The sequence below is a fragment of the Streptomyces sp. NPDC058086 genome, assembly GCF_042885015.1.
Taxonomy (GTDB): domain Bacteria; phylum Actinomycetota; class Actinomycetes; order Streptomycetales; family Streptomycetaceae; genus Streptomyces.
Genome location: NZ_JBHVST010000150.1, coordinates 1 through 18,348, shown reverse-complemented (window position 1 = coordinate 18,348; position 18,348 = coordinate 1). Strand labels below are relative to the sequence as shown.

13 protein-coding genes and 4 pseudogenes are annotated in these 18,348 nt (G+C 67.0%); 5 read left to right on the top strand and 12 right to left on the bottom strand.

Annotated elements, in window-relative coordinates:
- Positions 1–93: 93 nt before the first annotated feature.
- The 5 genes and pseudogenes from ACFVWD_RS52660 to ACFVWD_RS52640 form a co-directional block, all read right to left on the bottom strand.
- Positions 94–1,041: pseudogene (locus ACFVWD_RS52660) on the bottom strand (ISAzo13 family transposase); the annotation flags it as partial.
- A gap of 52 nt (positions 1,042–1,093) precedes the next feature.
- Positions 1,094–1,414, bottom strand: a pseudogene (locus ACFVWD_RS52655) (transposase); the annotation flags it as partial.
- 333 nt (positions 1,415–1,747) lie between these two features.
- A complete protein-coding gene (locus tag ACFVWD_RS52650; protein WP_389605839.1) occupies positions 1,748–2,146 on the bottom strand; it encodes a hypothetical protein in 399 nt (132 codons plus the stop codon).
- On the bottom strand, positions 2,125–2,334 hold the full coding sequence (locus tag ACFVWD_RS52645) for a hypothetical protein (RefSeq protein WP_389605838.1): 210 nt from the start codon (positions 2,332–2,334) through the stop codon (positions 2,125–2,127). The genes ACFVWD_RS52650 and ACFVWD_RS52645 overlap by 22 nt, the downstream gene beginning before the upstream one ends.
- Before the next feature lie 62 nt (positions 2,335–2,396).
- Positions 2,397–3,635: a hypothetical protein gene (locus ACFVWD_RS52640; protein ID WP_389605836.1), complete on the bottom strand. Its 1,239-nt coding sequence runs from the start codon at positions 3,633–3,635 to the stop codon at positions 2,397–2,399.
- Between the two features lie 706 nt (positions 3,636–4,341).
- Between ACFVWD_RS52640 and ACFVWD_RS52635 the strand changes: the two genes are divergently transcribed.
- Entirely contained in the window at positions 4,342–4,494 is a 153-nt protein-coding gene (locus ACFVWD_RS52635) for a hypothetical protein (protein WP_389605835.1), read from the top strand.
- A gap of 153 nt (positions 4,495–4,647) precedes the next feature.
- On the opposite strand, the gene ACFVWD_RS52630 is transcribed toward ACFVWD_RS52635, so the two are convergent.
- Both ACFVWD_RS52630 and ACFVWD_RS52625 read right to left on the bottom strand, forming a co-directional pair.
- Positions 4,648–5,565, bottom strand: coding sequence for an NlpC/P60 family protein (locus ACFVWD_RS52630; protein ID WP_389605833.1), 918 nt, complete (start codon positions 5,563–5,565; stop codon positions 4,648–4,650).
- 283 nt (positions 5,566–5,848) lie between these two features.
- Positions 5,849–7,543: an ISAzo13 family transposase gene (locus ACFVWD_RS52625; RefSeq protein ID WP_389605831.1), complete on the bottom strand. Its 1,695-nt coding sequence runs from the start codon at positions 7,541–7,543 to the stop codon at positions 5,849–5,851.
- 353 nt (positions 7,544–7,896) lie between these two features.
- On the opposite strand from ACFVWD_RS52625, the gene ACFVWD_RS52620 reads away from it, so the two are divergent.
- A complete protein-coding gene (locus tag ACFVWD_RS52620; RefSeq protein ID WP_389605843.1) occupies positions 7,897–8,742 on the top strand; it encodes a hypothetical protein in 846 nt (281 codons plus the stop codon).
- A gap of 198 nt (positions 8,743–8,940) precedes the next feature.
- Here the strand turns inward: ACFVWD_RS52620 and ACFVWD_RS52615 are convergent.
- Positions 8,941–9,839, bottom strand: a pseudogene (locus ACFVWD_RS52615) (transposase); the annotation flags it as partial.
- A gap of 650 nt (positions 9,840–10,489) precedes the next feature.
- Positions 10,490–11,728 (bottom strand): IS256 family transposase, encoded by a 1,239-nt coding sequence (locus ACFVWD_RS52610; RefSeq protein ID WP_389605829.1) that lies wholly within the window; start codon positions 11,726–11,728, stop codon positions 10,490–10,492.
- A gap of 413 nt (positions 11,729–12,141) precedes the next feature.
- On the opposite strand from ACFVWD_RS52610, the gene ACFVWD_RS52605 reads away from it, so the two are divergent.
- Positions 12,142–14,499: a BTAD domain-containing putative transcriptional regulator gene (locus ACFVWD_RS52605; protein ID WP_389605827.1), complete on the top strand. Its 2,358-nt coding sequence runs from the start codon at positions 12,142–12,144 to the stop codon at positions 14,497–14,499.
- Positions 14,500–14,876: 377 nt separating this feature from the next.
- Positions 14,877–15,441: pseudogene (locus ACFVWD_RS52600) on the top strand (IS5 family transposase); the annotation flags it as partial.
- A gap of 151 nt (positions 15,442–15,592) precedes the next feature.
- Here the strand turns inward: ACFVWD_RS52600 and ACFVWD_RS52595 are convergent.
- Entirely contained in the window at positions 15,593–15,808 is a 216-nt protein-coding gene (locus ACFVWD_RS52595) for an integrase core domain-containing protein (RefSeq protein ID WP_389605841.1), read from the bottom strand.
- Between the two features lie 13 nt (positions 15,809–15,821).
- Positions 15,822–16,934 carry an IS110 family transposase gene (locus ACFVWD_RS52590; RefSeq protein WP_389605825.1) on the bottom strand — a complete coding sequence of 371 codons (1,113 nt, stop codon included), beginning with the start codon at positions 16,932–16,934 and terminating at the stop codon, positions 15,822–15,824.
- Between the two features lie 421 nt (positions 16,935–17,355).
- Here ACFVWD_RS52590 and ACFVWD_RS52585 point away from each other — a divergent pair, with 421 nt between their 5' ends.
- Entirely contained in the window at positions 17,356–17,718 is a 363-nt protein-coding gene (locus tag ACFVWD_RS52585; RefSeq protein WP_389605823.1) for a hypothetical protein, read from the top strand.
- A gap of 10 nt (positions 17,719–17,728) precedes the next feature.
- Here ACFVWD_RS52585 and ACFVWD_RS52580 read toward each other — a convergent pair.
- Positions 17,729–18,348 (bottom strand): transposase (locus ACFVWD_RS52580; protein ID WP_389605822.1); only part of this gene is annotated, 620 nt, incomplete at its 5' end.

Below are 18,348 nucleotides of genomic sequence, written 5' to 3'. Positions count from 1 at the left end.
CCGCTTCCGCACACCAACCGACCTCGCAACATTTCTCACTTCCGGCCCTGCTCAAATCAAGATCAAGAGGACAGGTTAAAGATCTGCACGCCCTAGGTGGCAGACCGATATCCCCAACCCGCTTTCCCGTGCGAAGGCGGCCAGGTTGTTCTTCCATGTCCAGCGGCGGGGGTCGTTGGAACCGCCGGCGTCGGCGGTGATCAGGAGCCGGGTGGCATTCGGGTGGTCTGCCCGCCCGCGGTGCTGCCACCAGCGACGGATGGACTCCACTGCGAACTCGGCGGTGTCATGGTCGGTTCCGACGTTGACCCATCCGGTGTTGTTGGCGATGTCGTAGATCCCGTAGGGGATCGCCATCGGCTGGTCGTTGGTGGTGAACGTGTGGCAGTCCACCTTGATCGCGTCTTTGCCCGGCCGCCAGGTGCGACCGGGCCGGTCACGGTTCCCGAGCCATTCCTTGGCCCTGGTGTCGACGCTGATCACCGGCTGAGCGTCGTTGAGGAAGGCGGTGGCGGTGGCATTCAAGTGGGAGAACTGGGCATCGCGGTCCGGATGCCTGATGCCCTCCGTCGTCTTCGCGGTTCCCTGCAGGCTGTAGCCCAGGGTGTGCAGCAGGTGTCCGACGGTTGAAGCGCTGACCGGATGGCCCTGTGCGGTGAGGGTCGTGGCCAGGGCTCGTAGCGACAAGGTGGTCCAGCGTAAGGGGGAGACGGGGTCGCCTCGGGTGTGCGGCTCGATCAGCGACTCCAGCGTGGGCAGCAGACCGGAGTCGGTGTCTGTCAGCCGCTTGCGGCCGGCACCTGGAGCCCGAATCCGTGGGGTCGGCACGGAGCAACCGGCCAACTCGGCGATACCGCGCGCGATAGTGGCGGTACTGGTGCCGGAGGCGGCGGCGACTTGAATGATCCCGCCGTGGCCGATGGCGGTGGCCTCGCTGGCCAGGTACAGCCGACGGCGGCGCTCGTCGAAGTGCGGCAGGATCTGATCGAACTTGGCCCGCAGCGCACGGGTGGAGAGACAGCCTGGCAGACACGTGGTCATATCTCAGGCTCCCACCAACACCCCTCTACCGAGCACTTATTGACGTACAGGCCCCGGCGGTACCGGAGTACTGGCGCTGGACCCCGACGGTGTGGGTGCCCTTCTTCACGTCGCCGGTCTCGTCCACGACCAGTACCGCCGCCTCGTCGTGGAGATGTTCGACGACGTACTCGCGCACGTCGTCACGCACGGCATCGGCATCCCAGGACGCCCGGCTCAGCAGGTGCTGCATGCCGTGCGGGGTCGTCTCCCCGGCCCACTCCGCGATCGTCCAGCAGTTCTTGCGCGGCAGGTCCGACATCAAGCCCATCCCCAACCGCCCAGCCCGCAGCCGGGGTTCGACGCGGGCGAACCGGCCCGCGATACGGCCCATGACCACCTCGAACGCCTCCCGCCAACGGCCGGGATCTATGCTGTGACCTGCGGCCACCGACTCCTCGTTCGTCTTCACAAACAACGATGATCATCGGTGGCCGTACCCGTGCCCGGACCCGCCCCCACCAGCAAGATCACGATCTACAGCTGGAGTATTAACCGCCGACAAGCTCCAGGCGCTGGCCGCGCCGATGAATGAGCGGATGCCGGATTGGGCGCAGGCGGCGGGGTGAGCCCAGGTGGCGGGGTGCCAGGCGGGACCGGTGGTGGAACTGGGGTGCCGGGTGCGGTTCGAGGGGCGGACATGGACGGTGGCCGCGTTGTCGGCCGGTCAGGTGCGGCTTGTCGCCGAGAACGGTGAGGTAGCGGCTCTGCTGCTGTCGCTGCTGTTCGCCGATGCGGGGTTCGAAGTCCTGGATGCGCCTGCAGCGTCCAGGGTGCCGCCGCTGGGCTTGCTGGAGTCGTTGTTCGGTTGTTCCTCGACAACTCGTCGAGCAGCTGGGCGTGTTGGGGCAGGACGTTGCCGACGCCCGCCTTGCCGATGACGCCCTCGCGCTTCAGCTCGTGCAGGGCGTTCCACGCCCCGCTTGGTCTCCTGTTCCGAGCCGTCGTCGAGGTTGTGGATGACCGCCGGGTCCAGCTTGCCGTCGAACTGCCCCGCCACCGCCTTCAGGCGGCCCTTCAGCTCCTGCCCCGTCTCGCCGCTCTTCAAGTCGAACTTGTAGAGCACCTCAAGTCGAACTTGTAGAGCACCTCGTAGTCGCCGCGCTCCAGCCCGCTCACCGCGTTCGCCAGCGCGTCCGTGGTGCCGTAGCTCTCTGCCGCGTCGAACCTGCGGTAGCCCAGACGGACCGCGTCGGCGATGTCCTCCGAGGTCCTGCCGTCGAGTCCGAACACCAGCCAGGGTTTCTGTGTCATTGCGTCGTCTTTCTCCGGTCGTCACCACAACGGCGGGGGGGGTGGAGCGGCGGTTCAGCTCGTCACATGGCCCGGCCCTGCTGGTTCGGGGCGGGCCGGGTGGAGACGGCTGGGGTGGTGTCGGTGGACGAACGGCCCGTGTTCCTGTATGTGTTGTGCAACTCGCCGCGCAGGAACTGGACCGCCTCCACCGAGAGGCCGTGGCTCTCGGTGAGGGTGGCGGCCGAGGTCATTGGGCTCACCGGGGTCGCCGGGGTGGCTGGGGTCGCGCTTGGGGTGACGGGGCTCATGGGGGTCATGTTCGCCGCCGAACTGATGGACGTCGTCAAGGAGTTGACCGGCGTCGCAGGGGTCGTGCTAGTCGTGGGCGCCGGGCTCCTGGACTGGTCCGGGGCGTCCTTGAGCGCCTGGATGGTCACCGGGGTCTGTGACGTCTGCGTCATCTGCGGCTGCTCGGTCGGTTGCGGCGAGCGCTCGTACTTCGCCCGGAGCACCTCGAACTGCTGCGCGTCCACGGCCATGATGCGGTCGGCGGCCCGTTGCATCGCCGCCGTCGGGGTCTCGGCGAAGATGTCGTGGCCGTTCGGCAGGGGGTCCAGCTTGGGCCGTGCGCCGAGTTGCGGTGCCTCAGTCGTAGAGGGTGCCCGGGTAGTCGTAAAGGGGGCCGGGGCGGTCGTACGAGCCTCCTCCTCCTGCTTCTTCTCCGGCTGCGTCAGCTCCCGGAACTGCGCCTCGGAGGCGTAGCGCATCACCGTCGGCAGGGCCATGAGGTCCTTGTCGACGATCCCCTTCCACTTGCCGCCCTCGTCCCGGACCATCTCCAGCAGCGCCTTCTCGACGGCCCTCCGCTTGTCGGGCTCGAGGGCCGCGATCTCGGCGTCGAGCCTGGTCAGCGCGTTGTCCGGGCGCTTCGGGAGGCCGGGTTGTACGGCCATGCGCTGCTGCCCTTGGGGGGCGGGGGACTGGAACTGGCCCCAGCCTTGAGGCTGGCCCCAGCCCTGGGGCCGGCCTTGGCCCTGGAACGCCGAGCGGGACGACGTCCAGTCCGGGGTCTGTGGCGCCGACCACTCCTGGGGACCCCAGTCCTCGCCGCCGCCGCCACCTCCTCCGCCGCCCGCCGGCGCGCCGCCGCGCCGGAACCGGTTCACGACGCCCTGCAGCGCCTGCCAAGCGCGCCCGGTCGCGTTGCGACGCTGGTACTCCGTCCCCAACAGCCGCCGTGCCAGCCGCTGTTCGAGCCGCTCGGGCCGCTCCTTGGTCAGCCGGTTCGGCTCCCGGGCTCCCGGAAGGTCCTGCGCCATGGCCGCCTCCTCTCTCCTCGGTTCGCTCCGGTCACAGAGGGCCTGACACGGATACGACGGCCCGCCCGGCCCGCCGGTTCAATCCCGTCCCTGGCCCCCGTACGACCGGCCCGTTGAACCACCGCCCGCCGCACCCCCGTTGTCGTACCGCACGACGTGCGCATACCGCCCGTACCCGACCCGCCCCACCGGCTCCGGAGACCCCATGCTGCAGAAGAACCCACTCCTGTACGACCCGAAGCCGGATAACCCCTGGGCCCGGGGTCCCCGCGTGGACGGGTCCACCGACCGGCTCGTCCCCGACGCGGCCGCCGGCACCCGCCGCTCGAAGACACGCCCGCCGCCGTCCGGCACCTCGTCGAAACCGTCGCCGAATCCCTCGCCGAGCGCCCGCATCCGCGCGTGCGCCCCCAGAACCCCGTACGGCGTCCACGAGCAGGGGACGGGGGTGGCCCCAAACCCCCTGAACCGCACACCCGGAAGATGCCCAGCTCAGGCCGCCAACATCACAAGATCAGCGACAGAGCCGAATTACGTGACCGTCGACACACGCCAAACACCGGCAGCCACGCCCGGCAGGACGCCGAGGTCTACGACGAGGTCCGCGACCACATCCTCCCGCCGCCAGCCGCCGACTGAGGACCACAGCAACACCGCCGGGCGGACAGACAGCGGCCGTCCTTCAGGCCATCGGAGCGCGGCTGGCGTGCGGCACCGGTGGCGTACCCGGCAGGCCGCACGAAAGCTGCGAGCACTGAAGCTGAAGGCCTGGTCGCGTCGGCACGCCAACGCCTACCGGCGTCTGGACACCGTGGTCTACTGCCCGCAGCTGGCCGTCGACGTGCTGCTGGAGTACTAACAGCGTTTGCGAACAACCTCTTGGCTGCTGGCCTGGGGCCGAGTGGTCCTCACGAGCCTTCTGGCCACGGGCACAGTAAGCCCCCGCGCGCGTAGCGACAGGCCGCAGGAGGGCTCAAGCAACGCGCTGGCGACGCCAAGGAAGGCTTGTGGTCTACGCGTCCGGGCGCACAACGCCCAGGATCTGCATGGACGCCATAGGCGCAAGTGTGACCGTGCGTCCCGGCCGCGGTGCGTGAACTATCGAGCCTTTCCCTACATACATGGCGACATGGCTGGCATCGCCGAAATAGATCACCAGATCACCGGGCCGAATATCCTCGATCCCGACATGAGGCAATCGGCGCCACTGCTCCTGCGAGGTGCGCGGGATGGGGTGGCTTGCCGCGGCCCACGCTTGCGAGGTCAGGCCCGAGCAGTCGAAGGAATCAGGCCCTTCTGCGCCCCAGACGTAGGGCTTGCCGATCTGCCGTAGCGCGTAGGCGACTGCTGTCCGCCCAGCCGAGCTCGCCTTCACATTCAGGTTCTTGGCGATCCCGGATCTGAGCCAGGCCTTCTGGGCCTCTGCGGCCGACCTCTGCTCAAGTTGCGCCAAGCGCCTCTTTTCGTCTGCTTTGAGGCGGGCCTCGATGCTCCTCGCCTTGGAGATGCGCTCTTCGATGTCCCGCCGCGCCGTATCCCGCTGCCTGCGGCTTTTCTTCAGGCTCTTCAACTCGTTGGCAGCATCCGCAGCACGCGTGTGCAGGCTCTTCTCTGTTGTGTCCAGGGCCTGAATGATTTTCTCGACACCGAGTTGGATCTGGACGGTCTGGGCCGCGTTATCCAGGGCGTACCCGGGGTCACCGGCAAGCATCAGCTGGACTTCGACAGGAATTCCGCCGCCCCGATACTGAGCACGGGCCGCTGCACCTGCTTGTGCCGTGAGGCGCTGCAAGCGAAGTTGAACGCGATGAGTCTCTTCGGTCAGAGCAGCAACACGCTCTGACTGCTTGCTCACCTTCTCGTCGGCTGCGTTGTACGAGTCGGTGGCGACTTCGGCATCGTGGTACAAGTGCCGAAGTTCCTCACGCACGGATGCCAGAGTCGACTGCGGATGCGGACGCCCCAGATCTGCCTGAGCTTCCGTAACACTCATCGGTATGATCAATGAAAGGGTCGCCGCGGCAAGAGCCCGGAATCTCAAGGAAATCATATGCAACCGCTCTGTCCAGGGGATAGGTCGTAGGGCAGCGGTCAGCTCATGCCGCGCCCGTATCGCACAGAAAGGTTCGAACACGCGTCGATCGCTACGACGCAACCGTCGGGAGGTCCGTTCACTGCCGATCGTGGCAAGGCGTCTCAGGGCTCGCAGAGAATCAACATGCGTGTTTGATGTTGTTCGGGGGTTCGGTGCCGTAGGCGTCGATGTAAGCGGTCACGTCTGCAGGGGTGGTGAATCGTGCTGTGGAGCGGGGGACGGTGCATTCGTGCTGGTCCAGGAGGGGTTGGGTCTCCTGGATCGTGCGGGTGTTGGTCTGCGAGCTGGTCCCGAAGAGTGCGCCGAGGAGGGCGTGGGTGAAGCAGCCACGCTGGTAGAGGAGGGTGGCCAGGATCCGGTCGGGGTCGGTGAACGCCTGCCGGGGGCCGGCGCCGGGGGCTCGTTGCCGTTCGCGGCCGCGTCGGTGGCGGCGCTGTTCTTCCCGCCGGGCTGCCTGGATTGGCGCCAACTTGCTGATCAGGGTGTCCAGTTGTGGGCGGGTGATGCCGGTGAGTTCCGGGTCGGTGAGCCGGGCGTGCTGCCGGGGGTCCCCTTGCTGGGGTTCCGCGCCGTGTGGAGTGCTGGTGGCCGTGGGGCCGCGCTGCTGGGCGTGGAGGGTGTAGTTCCAGTCACCGTGGAAGCGGTGGCGGGTCATCGTCAGCGCGTCGACCTGGGCGTCGTCGACTTTCACGCCGGTGGGGTAGGCGCCGGTGTTGAGTTCGGCGCGGACCGTCAGTCCGGTGCGGGTGGTGGTCGCTGCGATGGACTGCACGATGACCTCGTGGCTGGTCAGGGGCCTGCCGCGCCAGTTCATGGAGATGTGGGAGAAGAGTCGGTGCTCAATCCGATTCCACTTCGACGTGCCCGGAGGTAGGTGACACACCGTGATATCAAGGCCCGACTCGGCTGCCAGAGAGGCAAGTTCGGTCTTCCACGCTCGGGTGCGGTAGCCGTTGGAACCTCCGGCATCGGCGGTGATCAGCAGCCGCGCGGCCCTGGGATAGTCGTGGCGGCCGCAGGCGTGCCACCAGCGGCGGAGAGAGGCGACCGCGAAGGCAGCGGTGTCGTGGTCGGTGCCGACGCTGACCCATCCGGTGTTCGCCGCGATGTCGTAGATCCCGTATGGGATCGCCTTGCCGGGCCCTTCCCGGTCCAGGAAGTCATGCGTCTTGACCTGCACTGGGTCGCCCGTGGGCCGCCACTCACGCCCCGCGTTCTTGTACTCGCCGACCAGTTCCTTCTTCTTGCTGTCCACGCTGACCACCGGGTCCCCAGCGTCGATGTGGTCCTTGGCCTGCTCGTTGATGTAGCGGAACTGGGCGTCCCGGTCCGGGTGCTGCTTGCCCTCGATGGTCTTGGAGTTGGCCTGCAGACTGAAGCCTTCCTCCCGCAGCAGGTCACCGACCGTGTCGGCACTGACCTTGTGTCCCTGGAGAGTCAGCTCGCCGGCCAGGTTCCGGGTTGACTTGGTCGTCCAGCGCAGCGGCGACATCGGGTCTCCGCGCATGTCCGGCTCGACCAGGGCCAGCAGCGCGGGCCGCAGCCCTGCATCCAGGTCGGCGGCCTTCTTCCGGCCGCCGCCTGGTCGGCGGACCCGCCCCAGCGGCTCTCCTCCCGACTCCAGCTCATCCACCCCCTTCCGGACCGTCGTCTCGCTGGCCTCGGCTGCCCGAGCAACGGCCCGGATCCCACCGTGGCCCAGAAGACGGGCCTCGGCTCCCATCAGCAGACGCTGCTGCCGCTCGTCCAGGTGTGGGAACAACACCTCGAATTTCACGGCGAGTTGATCCCGAATCTCCTGCGGTATGCCCATACCACGTCAACGAGCCAAACCACCGGAAGCAACACCTTGATTTTCTGCGAGCCCTCAAGACGTGGTGAACGAAAGCGGTGTGCCCTCCGTTGTGCGTTGCAGTACCCCCATCGCCAGGACGTCCCGACACTCCAGCGCAGCCCGGAAGGGTCGGCAGGTACGTCTTCTCGGCAGGTCGCTCGCGCCGCATGGGCGAGGTGCTACGGCGCAAGGACGTATCGAGCAGAGGAGTCGACGTGAAAGCTTTCGGATCACTGGTGAAGGCTCGTAGCAGGAACCGAACAGATCCAGCTCCTCAGCCTTCTGCGGCACCTGCTTACGTCGATGTCCTAATCCCCCGTGAGGGCGAGGCCGTGATTAATGGCAAGCGCCTCAGGGTCGCCGATGAACAAACTGTCCATAGTGCAGTGCTCGACACTCTCCACCAGCATGCCATGTCCCTGGAACAGCCGGTCGTGGCTGATATATCTGACCACCCAATAGAGGCGGCGTTCCGCATTCAAGTTGCCCCGGACGGTTCGAGCTGTATTCTTGAGCGCTCTACCCCGTGGCCGGGCTCAGACGCGTCTTCGGACATCGATACGGACATCGGCCACGTCAAGAACGCAGCGGGGGAAGGATCTCCCGCCTCTGCTCCATGGGGGGCGAACTCCGGAGAAGGTCCAGCTACCGGGGCGGCTCACACGATCTCGCCTGTTCGGCTCCTGCCAGGCCGTGCGGTGCCGCCCGTTCCCGTTCCCGATCATCTGGCGAGCTCACTCCGTCACATCAACGAACTGCTGGACGCGGGGTACCCCAATCAGGCGCTTGTCAGCGCTACCGCGCTCCGTGAGGAGCTCACGCAAGACGCCGGTGCCGAGCACCCCGATGCGCTGGAAGCGCGTTCCCTCGAGGCCTTCATCGCTTACCTCCAAGGTGATCACCGGAATGCGATCGTCTTGACGCTGGCCGTCGCGCGTATCCGTTGTCAACAGCAGGATCCTTCAGCCATTGTCGACGTGACCCGAGCTACGGCTATCTGGCAGAAACTCAGCGACGTGCGCGCCATAGCCACCCATGGATCTGAGCTACTGAGGATGTGGCACCGACTGGCCTCCCAGACGCAGTTCACAACCTGGCATGCTGTTCTGACGCAGTACATCGAACAACGCCTGCACGAGAACGTGGAGCAAACCTCTTCCGCTACTTGGCGTAAATAGCCGGTCCACAAGGGCCGTCGGCAGCAAACGTTCGCTTGCCTCGTATTTCATGACGGTCCGTCGGATCTTGCAGTGGGCTCGTTTCTGCTCGTCGCACAGTCCGGGCAGCGTGAGGGGCCGGCTATCGCGCCGGGCGGACGCTTGGCTCCACGGCTCCGGTCGGTGGTGCTGTTCGCAGGAACGGGGAGTTCCGCGTCGGCCGGGTTCCGGCAGAGCCGTGAGCCGTTGCAGGGCGTGGATGATCTCGTCGGTCCAGGGCCAATGTTGGGAGAGCCGGAGGATGCGGCGGCGTCCCGTGGTGACCAGTTGCGCAGCGGCGGAGAACAGCCGCAGCCGGCAGGGCTCCCACAATCGGACGAGCCCCAGGCGCCGTGGCAGACCTCGCCTTCCGGCTCGACCGCTGGCGTCCACGCGCTGGCCGGGACCTTCACCACCGCCTGGTGAGCGGCGTCGGCGATGGTCACCCCCGCCGAGTACGACGGCCACCGTCGCCGCTGGGCGAGCCAGGCCACGTGCTCATGCGTCCCGTCGCCGGGATCGCACCGGATCAGGCTCTGCCGCCCGTGCCGGTAGGCTCCGGCAGCCGGGCGAGGGCCAGTCTCGTGGCGCCGGTGTGGTGGGCGGCGGTGGTGGAGTCCGCGTTGCCGGGCCGCAGCAGGCCCACGACCGGTTCCCCGGCCGCGCCCCGTCCGTGGCCGACGACAACAGGTGGCGTCCGAGGTCTTCTTCCAGGCCGGTGCCGCATCCTCCTTGTCGAAGTCTGCGATCACCAGCACCCGTCGATGTCTACGGTCACCTGTCCACCCGCATCCGGCGCCGCTTCACCGGCCAACCGCCCTACACGCTCACCAATTCCGGCGCGGGCGGTCCAGATCGCGGCCAGGGTCCGCTTCCCGTCCGCGGCGAGCGGGCCGAGCAAACGTGAAACCGTCGGGTCGCAGGACACTCGCCCGAACACGGCCGGCTCGACCCGCAGCAGGCCGACATCAGCCAGGCAGTCCCCGCCGACGGCAACCGCGCGGTGCCACGTCCAGCAGAAACGTGCCCGGACCGCGCGCCGCACGGGCCTTTCCCCATGACGCCAGTGCCATCGATACCGTGGCGGATGCGCAGCTCGCGGCCGGGTTCAGCGCCGGGATCACACGTGTACCAGCACGTGGCCGAAGCCGTCGATGTTCTCGCCGCCTGTGCACCAGACCTCTCAGCTACCTGCGGCCCGCTATGCGCAAAGCGTTCGTGATCCTCGACGGGACGCTGCTGCCGCTCGGCCGGAACGCCGCCGACCCCGCCCGCTCTCTCCAACAAGGACAAGGCGTATCAAGGTGCCGACGGTACGGTCCGCGTCTCCTACCGCGCCTCACACGACCTCGATAAACCCGTCCGGACCTACACATAGCCGTTCAAATGGAGTTGGAAGAGGCAAGTAATGAGGGTGTTACGGCCCCTGCCGTTCACCGCGACCGCCGCCCGAAGCCAGCCGCCCTCCCGAGCCGTGATTTGAGACATGCTCAAGGCCACCTTCCCATCAGCCGGAGCGTGGAGCCCTTCACGAGAGCGAGGGCCCTGCGCGGGATTGGGGCCACAAGTAACGGAATCCTACGATATAGCCGTCCCCACGAATCCGCTGCGGGCCAACTGAAGCACGGCGGCGGCGCTCCCCCAGGACCCATGCTGCGGCCTGGGGGAGATGGCGGTCACGTCCGCGGGAGTGGTGTATCGACGGCCACTCGGTGATCTCGTTTTGAGGCTATGCGGTGAGTTCGGTGGGCAGGGTGGTCTCGTCGTTTTCTGACTCGATCGGGTGGAGGCGGGCCTTTGCCAGCAGGTCGAGGCCCATGTAGCGGCGGGCCTCGGTCCATTCGTCGTTCTGCTCGGCCGGCACCGCGCCGACCAGGCGGATCAGGGCGGTGCGGTCGGGGAAGATGCCGACCACGTCGGTGCGGCGGCGGATCTCCTTGTTCAGCCGCTCCTGCGGATTGTTCGACCAGATCTGCCGCCAGATCTCACGCGGGAACGCAGTGAACGCCAGCAGTTCGTGCTGGGCGGCATCCAAGTGGGACGCCGCCTTGGGAAGCTTGGCTTCCAGTGCGTCCAGCACATGTCGCATCTGGGCCTGGACGGCGTCGGTGTCGGGCTGTTCGAAGATGGTCCGCAGCAGCGTGGCAACCCACGGCTGGACGGACTTCGGAACCTGGCTCAGTAAATTTCGGGCGTAATGCGTGCGGCATCGCTGCCAGGAGGCGCCGGGCAGTACGGCGCCGATCGCGTTCACGAGGCCGGTGTGGGCGTCGGAGATGACGAGCTGGACGCCGGACAGGCCGCGGGCGATCAGGGAGCGCAGGAAGGCGAGCCAGCCGGCGCCGTCCTCGGCGGTGGCGACGTCGATGCCGAGGATCTCGCGGTGGCCGTCGGCGTTGACGCCGGCCGCGATCAGTGCGTGGACGTTGATGATGCGGCCGCCTTCCCGGACCTTCTGGGTCAGTGCGTCGACCCAGACGAACGCGTAAGGCCCTTGGTCCAGCGGCCGGTTGCGGAATGCGGCCACCTGCTCGTCCAGATGCTTTGCCATCGCGCTGACCTGGGACTTCGACAGCTGCGTGACGCCCAGGGACTCGGCGAGCTTCTCGACCCGGCGGGTGCTGACACCAAGCAGGTAGGCGGTGGCCACCACCGAGATGAGGGCCTGCTCGGCCCGGCGGCGGCGCTCGAGAAGCCAGTGCGGGAAGTAACTGCCCTGCCGTAGCTTGGGAATGGCCAGCTCAATCGTGCCGGCCCTCGTGTCCCACTCACGCGGGCGATATCCGTTGCGGTGGTTGACTCTCTCCTCGCTGACCTGCCCGTATTCGGCATTGCAGAGAGCATCGGCCTCCGCCGACATGAGCGCGTCGGCGAACGTCTTGACCATCGCGCGCAGCAGATCCGGACTCGCCGCAGCGAGATTGTCCTCGGCGAGGGCGTGCAGGGGCAGACTGTCAGGTGCGGTCATCGTGCTGATCTCCTTCGAGCTTCGACACCTCGAAGATCAGCCGGTGGCCGTTCATCTATGCGGGCACATCCCGATGCCGGAGCAAACCCCCGGATCAGGTCGAACCCGTACACCACTTCCCAGGACGCAACCGGGATGGCACCAGCGATACTGCTGCGCCGATCGGTCGGGATGTCACGGGCGTGTCCGCGTTCCATGACCGATGTGTTCCGAGGTGAGACGCGTGCGCCGCATAGTTGTATCTCCTGGTGACCGTCCCCGGTTAGTGCGGGTCGCGCCGAGCCGGGCCGGAGGGAGCTGATCAGATGGCCGCTGCACGAACGCGGTCGGTTTCGTCAGAGTTCCTACCCGGTCCTGCGTTCGCGCGGCGTGCTCACCGCGGACAAGATCCTTAAAGAGCGATTGGCCGTCAGATGTCTTCGACGTGGAATCAAAAAGAGGACGTGCCCTCGTCCTCTGACCGAGTTGAAGCTCTCCGCTTCGCGCTTCTCGGGCCCGTTCGGGCCTGGAACGGGGGCCGTGAAGTGAAACTCGGATCGCCCCAGCAGCAGGCGGTACTGCTGGCGTTGCTACTTGGCCAGGGTCGGCCCGTCCCGGTCCATGAGTTGGTCGAAGCCGTTTGGGGCGGCGTTCCCCCGCTTGGCGCGGTGTCCACAGTGCGTACCTACGCCTCCCGGCTGCGTAGGGCTCTGGAACCCGACCGGCCGGTCACCATGCCGCCGCGGGTGGTGCTGTCCACTGCTGGCGGCTACGCGGTGCGGACCTCCGAAAGAGGCGCCCTGGACATAATCGAGTTCGAGGCAGGGGTCTCCGAGGCCGCACGCCTCAGGAGTAGGGGCGAGCACGCCGAGGCTGCGAGCCTGCTGGCACGAGCTCTCGATATCTGGCAGGGCCACCCTCTGGCCGGGATACCCGGCCCTCTCGCCGAGGCCGAACGCGCGCGATTGTCCGAACGGCGCTTGAGCGTCCTCGAAACGCGCCTGGACCTCGATGTTCAGCTGGGCCGTCATGATCAAGTGGTAGGCCAACTCGCCGCGCTGTGCGACGTTAACCCGCTGCGAGAGCGGCTGCATGCCCTGTTGATGCTGGCGCTGTACCGATGTGGCCGACAAGCCGAGGCGTTGGAGGTCTACCGCAGGACGAGCCGGATTCTGTCAGTGGAACTGGGCACTTCACCAGGGCCCGAGCTGAGGGAACTCCACGCCCGGATACTGGCCTCGGACCCGACGCTGGCGCGCCCGGACTATGCTGACGGGACGGACGCACGCATCGACGTCACAGGCATTCTCCGTACGGATCCTCGCGCCTGCGAATCCCGCAGGACGGTCGGCGGCGGTTCATTTGGCGCGGCGGCGGCCGCAGAACAGTTGACCGCAGGGACGCCGGGAGCCGGTGCCCGGCCCGCCGACAAGCGTGCTGCGAGGCAGCCCGGCACTTCCCGCGAGACCCCCTACGTTCGGCCGCGACAATTGCCGCCCGACCTGCCCATCTACACGGGGCGCTCGAGGGAACTCGCCCGCGCGCAAGCATTGGTCCCCGCACCTCACGAGCCATCGGCCGTCATCACGATCGGGGGTATGGCCGGCGTTGGCAAGACCGCGCTCGCGGTACGGCTTGCGCACACTGTGGCGGACCAGTTCCCCGACGGACAGCTCTATATCAATCTCCGCGGTTTCGATCCCGCCGGCGAGATGGTCGACGCATCCGCAGCCATCCGAGCCTTCCTCTCCGCCCTTGACTATCCCCCCAAGCAGGTCCCGGAGGATGTGGACGCGCAGGCGGCGCTGTATCGCAGCGTCCTGGCCAACCGGCGGCTGATGATCGTGCTGGACAACGTGAGAGACAGCAATCATGTACGCACCTTGCTGCCCGGCAGCCCTGGTTGCTTGGTAATCGTCACCAGCCGTGATCAGCTGACGGGACTCGTCGCCACACACGGTTCGCATCCGTTCACCCTTGAGGTTCTCAGCGAGGAAGAGGGCGCCGTCTTCATGGCCGAGCGTATCGGTGGAGCGCGCGTGGCATCCGAACCACAGGTGGTGAAGGACATCGTTGACACGTGCGGACGGTTGCCCCTGGCGCTGGCCATCGTGGCAGCCCGCGCTGCCGTCCACGCCGACTTTCCGTTGTCCACCATCGCCTCGGAGCTAAATGAAGCCAAGGGAAGTCTGGATGCTTTCGTCGGTAGCGATCCCACCACGGACGCTCGCGCCGCTTTCTCGTGGTCCTACCAAGTGTTGACATCGCCGGCCGCCCGGCTGTTCCGGCTACTGGGCCTGCACCCCGGGCCCAGCTTGACGATTTCAGCAGCGGCCAGCCTCGCGGGTATCGCACCAGCCAAGACTCAGCTCTTGCTCGCCGAGCTGACACGCGCTCACCTCCTGCTTGAATACGCGCCGAAGACCTACACCCTCCACGACCTGCTCCGCGATTACGCCACTGAACTCACCGAGGAATTCGAGTCTGTTGAGGAACGACGTGACGCAGTGCACAGGCTGTTCGACCATTATGTGCACACTGCTCACAGCGCCGCGCTGTGTCTGTCGCCGAGTCTTCCCAGGCTTCCCCTCGCACCGCCCGTCGCGGGCAGCAGTCCGCAGACGTTCCGCGATCGCCATCAGGCTCAGACGTGGATCGATTCGGCGCGCTCCACTGTGTTCGCGGTGGCCAAGCAGTCGACAGATGAGGGATTCGAGACCCACGGCTGGCAACTCGCCTGGGCACTTGTGTATTACATGCAGCGACAGTGGGGTTCCGGACCGAGCAAGTGAACTGGCGCCAAGCCAACTGGAGGTGGCGCGGTGTCGTGAACCGCCCCCGGCACCGACAGAGACTGCAGTTGCTCTGGTCCGGTGGACGGAACGTCACGCTAGTGTACTGCCCGGACTCAACCGGTCGTCGCAACACCGGCGGTCCTGACGCCGCGGTGTTGGGGCTCTCTGAACTGAAATTCTCCACCAGCGCTCACCTCGTTCCCCAGACCTGCTCTTGTTCCCCACCCAGCGAGGTGGCCGATGGTTGTGAAGCTGCAATTGATTCCCAATGGTGTTCGACAAGCCGCTGGCGAGGTGAGGGAGGCTCTCGTCGACGACGTGAGTGCAGCCGCCTAAGACCGTGTCCTATGTGGGGTTCGGTCGTTGGGTCCGGCATGGGGCGGGGTACGTGGAGTTGGATTGTTCCGGACGGGCTGTGGGAGATCGCGAAGCCGCTGATCCCACCTTCGAAGGTACGGCCGCAGGGTGGCGGGACGCAGGACACACCTGATGAGACGCTGTTCGCCGCGATCATCTACGTCCTGGTCAGCGGATGCGCCTGGCGGGCACTGCCACCGTGCTTCGGGGTATCGAAGTCGACGGCCCACCGCAGGTTCCTGATCTGGTCAAGAGCCGGCGTCTGGGGCCGACTGCACGAAGAGATCCTGCACCGGCTCGACGACGCCGGCCTGCTCGACCTCTCCCGCGCCGTCCTCGACTCCGCCCATGTCCGGGCTAAAAAAGGGGCGAACTCACAGGTCCGAGCCCCGTGGACCGGGCAAGCCGGGTTCCAAGATGCACGTCCTGTCGGACGCGAACGGACTGCCCCTCCTCGTCGGCCTCTCGGCCGCCAACGTCCACGACAGCCTCGCCCTGAAGCCCATGATCATGGGTCACCAAACGAGACACGACCCCCACAACGGCCGCTACTTCAAGCCGCAACGCCTACATGCCGACAAGACACCCCATGCGGCTTGCGGGTCAAGCAGCTGCCGCAAGGAGGGTTGGCGCGGGGGTGCTGAAAGCGATGGCTTCGTCGAACTTCTGGTGGTTGGTCAGGCAGTGGTGGAGCTGGCCGAGCATGTCAATCCCCTCGCGCCGTGGAGGTCTTTCAAGCGGCCAACTCCATGGTGGAGTCGGCGTGATGGTTTCGTTCGTAGTCGATCGGGCTCCGGTATCCGCACACGCTGTGTAGCCGACGGGTGTTGTAGAAGCCGGTGATCCAGGTGGCGATCTTCAGCCGTGCCTCGGTGCGGGTGGCGAAGGCGCGCCGGTGGACGTACTCGACCTTGAGCACGCTGTTGAACGCCTCGCTGACGGCGTTGATGCCCCTATGGATGTCAAGCGGCGTTTCGGGCTGGGCCCGTGCCGTCTGCCGCAGGATTTGCAGGGACGATGAGCCGGTAGATCTCTCGTGCGACGTACCGCTTGAGGCAGCGGATGATCTCGCGTCGCGTCTTGCCCTCCGCGAGGCGTCGTCGCATGTAGTCCTGGGTGCGGTTCTCCCAGCGCAGGCGGCTGAGGACGATCCGGAAGAGGGCGGCGTTGGCCTGACGGTCGCCGCCTCGGTTGAGTCTGCGGCGCTGGGTCTTGCCGGATGAGGCCTCGACCGGGCTGATGCCGCACAAAGAGGCGAAGGACGACTCGTTGTCGAGGCGTTCGGGGTTGTCGCCGGCCGCGATGAGCAGGGCTGCCGCGCTGTCCGGGCCGACGCCGTGGACTTCGAGGAGGCCAGGAGTGCTCGCGGTGACCGCTTCGGATATCCGCTCGGTCAGGTCGTTGATCTCCTCGGTCAGGTTCTGGATGCGGCGGGCCAGCAGTTTGAGGGTGTGACGCGCGGCCCCTGCCGGCCCGGAGATCTCCGGCTCCGCGAGTACGGCGCACTGCTGGAACAGCTTCGGGTTGCTCAGTCCGGCCAGGGACTCGCGAAGTTCGGCGTCGGCGCAGACCAGGACGCTCTTGAGCTGGTTGATGGCCTGGGTCCTCGACTTGATCGCGGACCCTTTGGCCAGTTTGAACAGTCGCAGCATCTCCACCGGGCCGTCACTCGCCTTTGCCGCGGCCGTGGCACGTCCGGACAGCACCGCGCGGGCAGCCGCTTCGGCGTCGATGGCGTCGGTTTTGCCGTGACGCCGTCGGGCGGCCTTGTCGGGCTGGTTGACCTCGGTCACCTCGATTCCTTCGGCCCGCAGGTGGCGTGTCAGGGCAGCCCCGTAGGAGCCGGTGCACTCGACTCCGGCGCGCCGCAGCACGCCGAAGGATCGGGCCCAGGCCACGATCTGGCGATAGCCCTCGGCGGTTGTCGGGAAGCTGCGGCCGTCGAGGGTGGCACCGAGCGTGGTGATGACGGCCGCGGCGTGTATGTCTTTGTGGGTGTCGACGCCGAGTAGGACTTCTTCGGCGGTGTCGGCCGGGATGTGACACGGGGTCGTGGACTGCGTGATGCTGGGCAAGGTCGCCTGTCTCCTGATCGCCTCGGGTGCGGGTGGCCGTCGCCGGGCCGGGGCGGTCAAGACTGTGACGGTGCCTGTCGCGAGGCCCCTATCGGGACACGTCCCCTGCCCGGCGGCAGCGAGTACCGCTCCAGGCAGTGGCCGACAGATCAACGCCAAGGCAATAACGCCAGTCGAAACACGGGTCAGGCCACCGCCCGAAGCGGCACCCGATCATCCTCACAGTCGAAACATGAACCGACACGGCCCATGGACTGAGTCACGCCGAGCCGGCGGCAGGCCCGCATGAAACGCCGGGACTGATATTCACCAGGTTCAACCAGTGGATGCAACACCGGCTTATTTGATCGATAGTAGATGGTCGTTGAGGGCTTCGGCGGGTGTCTTCCAACCGAGACTCTTGCGGGGGCGACTGTTGAGCGTGGCTGCGACCGCGTACAGCACCCTCACGGAAGTCGGATGCGAGGTCGTCGCATGCCTGGCAGGCTGCGTCGAGCTGGGCGAGGAGAGCGAGTGTCTGCCGGCCCATCGCTTTCTCGACCAGGGCGGGCTGGCGGAGCCGGCTCTGGTGGAACACTTCGAGCAGCCGGTCGGTCTCGGCGTCGATGCGACGTTGACGCCCGGCTTTGGTGACGGCGGTCCGCAGCCGTCCTCGGGTCAGCCGGGTGGCCTCGGCCGGAGTGGGTGCGATCGCCAGGATCGTGCGGGCCTCCCGGGACAGCAGCCGCTCGCGCTTTACTGCGAACGCCTCGAGGACCGCGGGATAGTACTCGCGCAGGTGTGAGCGGAGCCGGTTATGGGCGCGGGTGCGGTCCCAGACCATGCTGAAGCCGTCCCGGCCGACCTGCTCGGCCCACTCCTGACGGACGTTGTCGCCCTTGGGGAAGCGAGGAGTCGATCCGGGCGCCGTAGCGTTTGACCCAGTCGGCGTTGACCTGCGGGGACAACCATGCCGGGGCGGCTGCGGCCAGTGCCTCCAGCGCCGCGCGCAAGGTCTCACCGACGAACTCCATCCGGTTCAGCGTCCGCACGGCTGCCAGGGCATGGGTGGAGTCGGTGCGCTGCCGGCCCCCTGCACGCAGCAGCCCGAGTTCGGAGCACCTGGCCAAAACCAGGTCCAGGACATGCCCCTCCAGCCCGTGCCCGATCAGCCGGGCACGGAAGTCGCTCAGGACGGAGAAGTCGAACCCCGGATCGTCCAGCTCCAAGCCGAGGAGATACTTCCAGTCGATGCGAGCCCGCACCTGGTCAGCGGCCTGCCGATCGGTGAGTCCCTCGGCATACTGCAGCACCGAGACCAGCGCCAGCGCCCCCGGCGACACGGCCGGACGCCCCCGGGCCGAGAACGCCTCAGCGAAGGATCCGTCCGAGAACAGCGGACCCAGCGCCTCACGCACCCGGACTGCCAACGTCC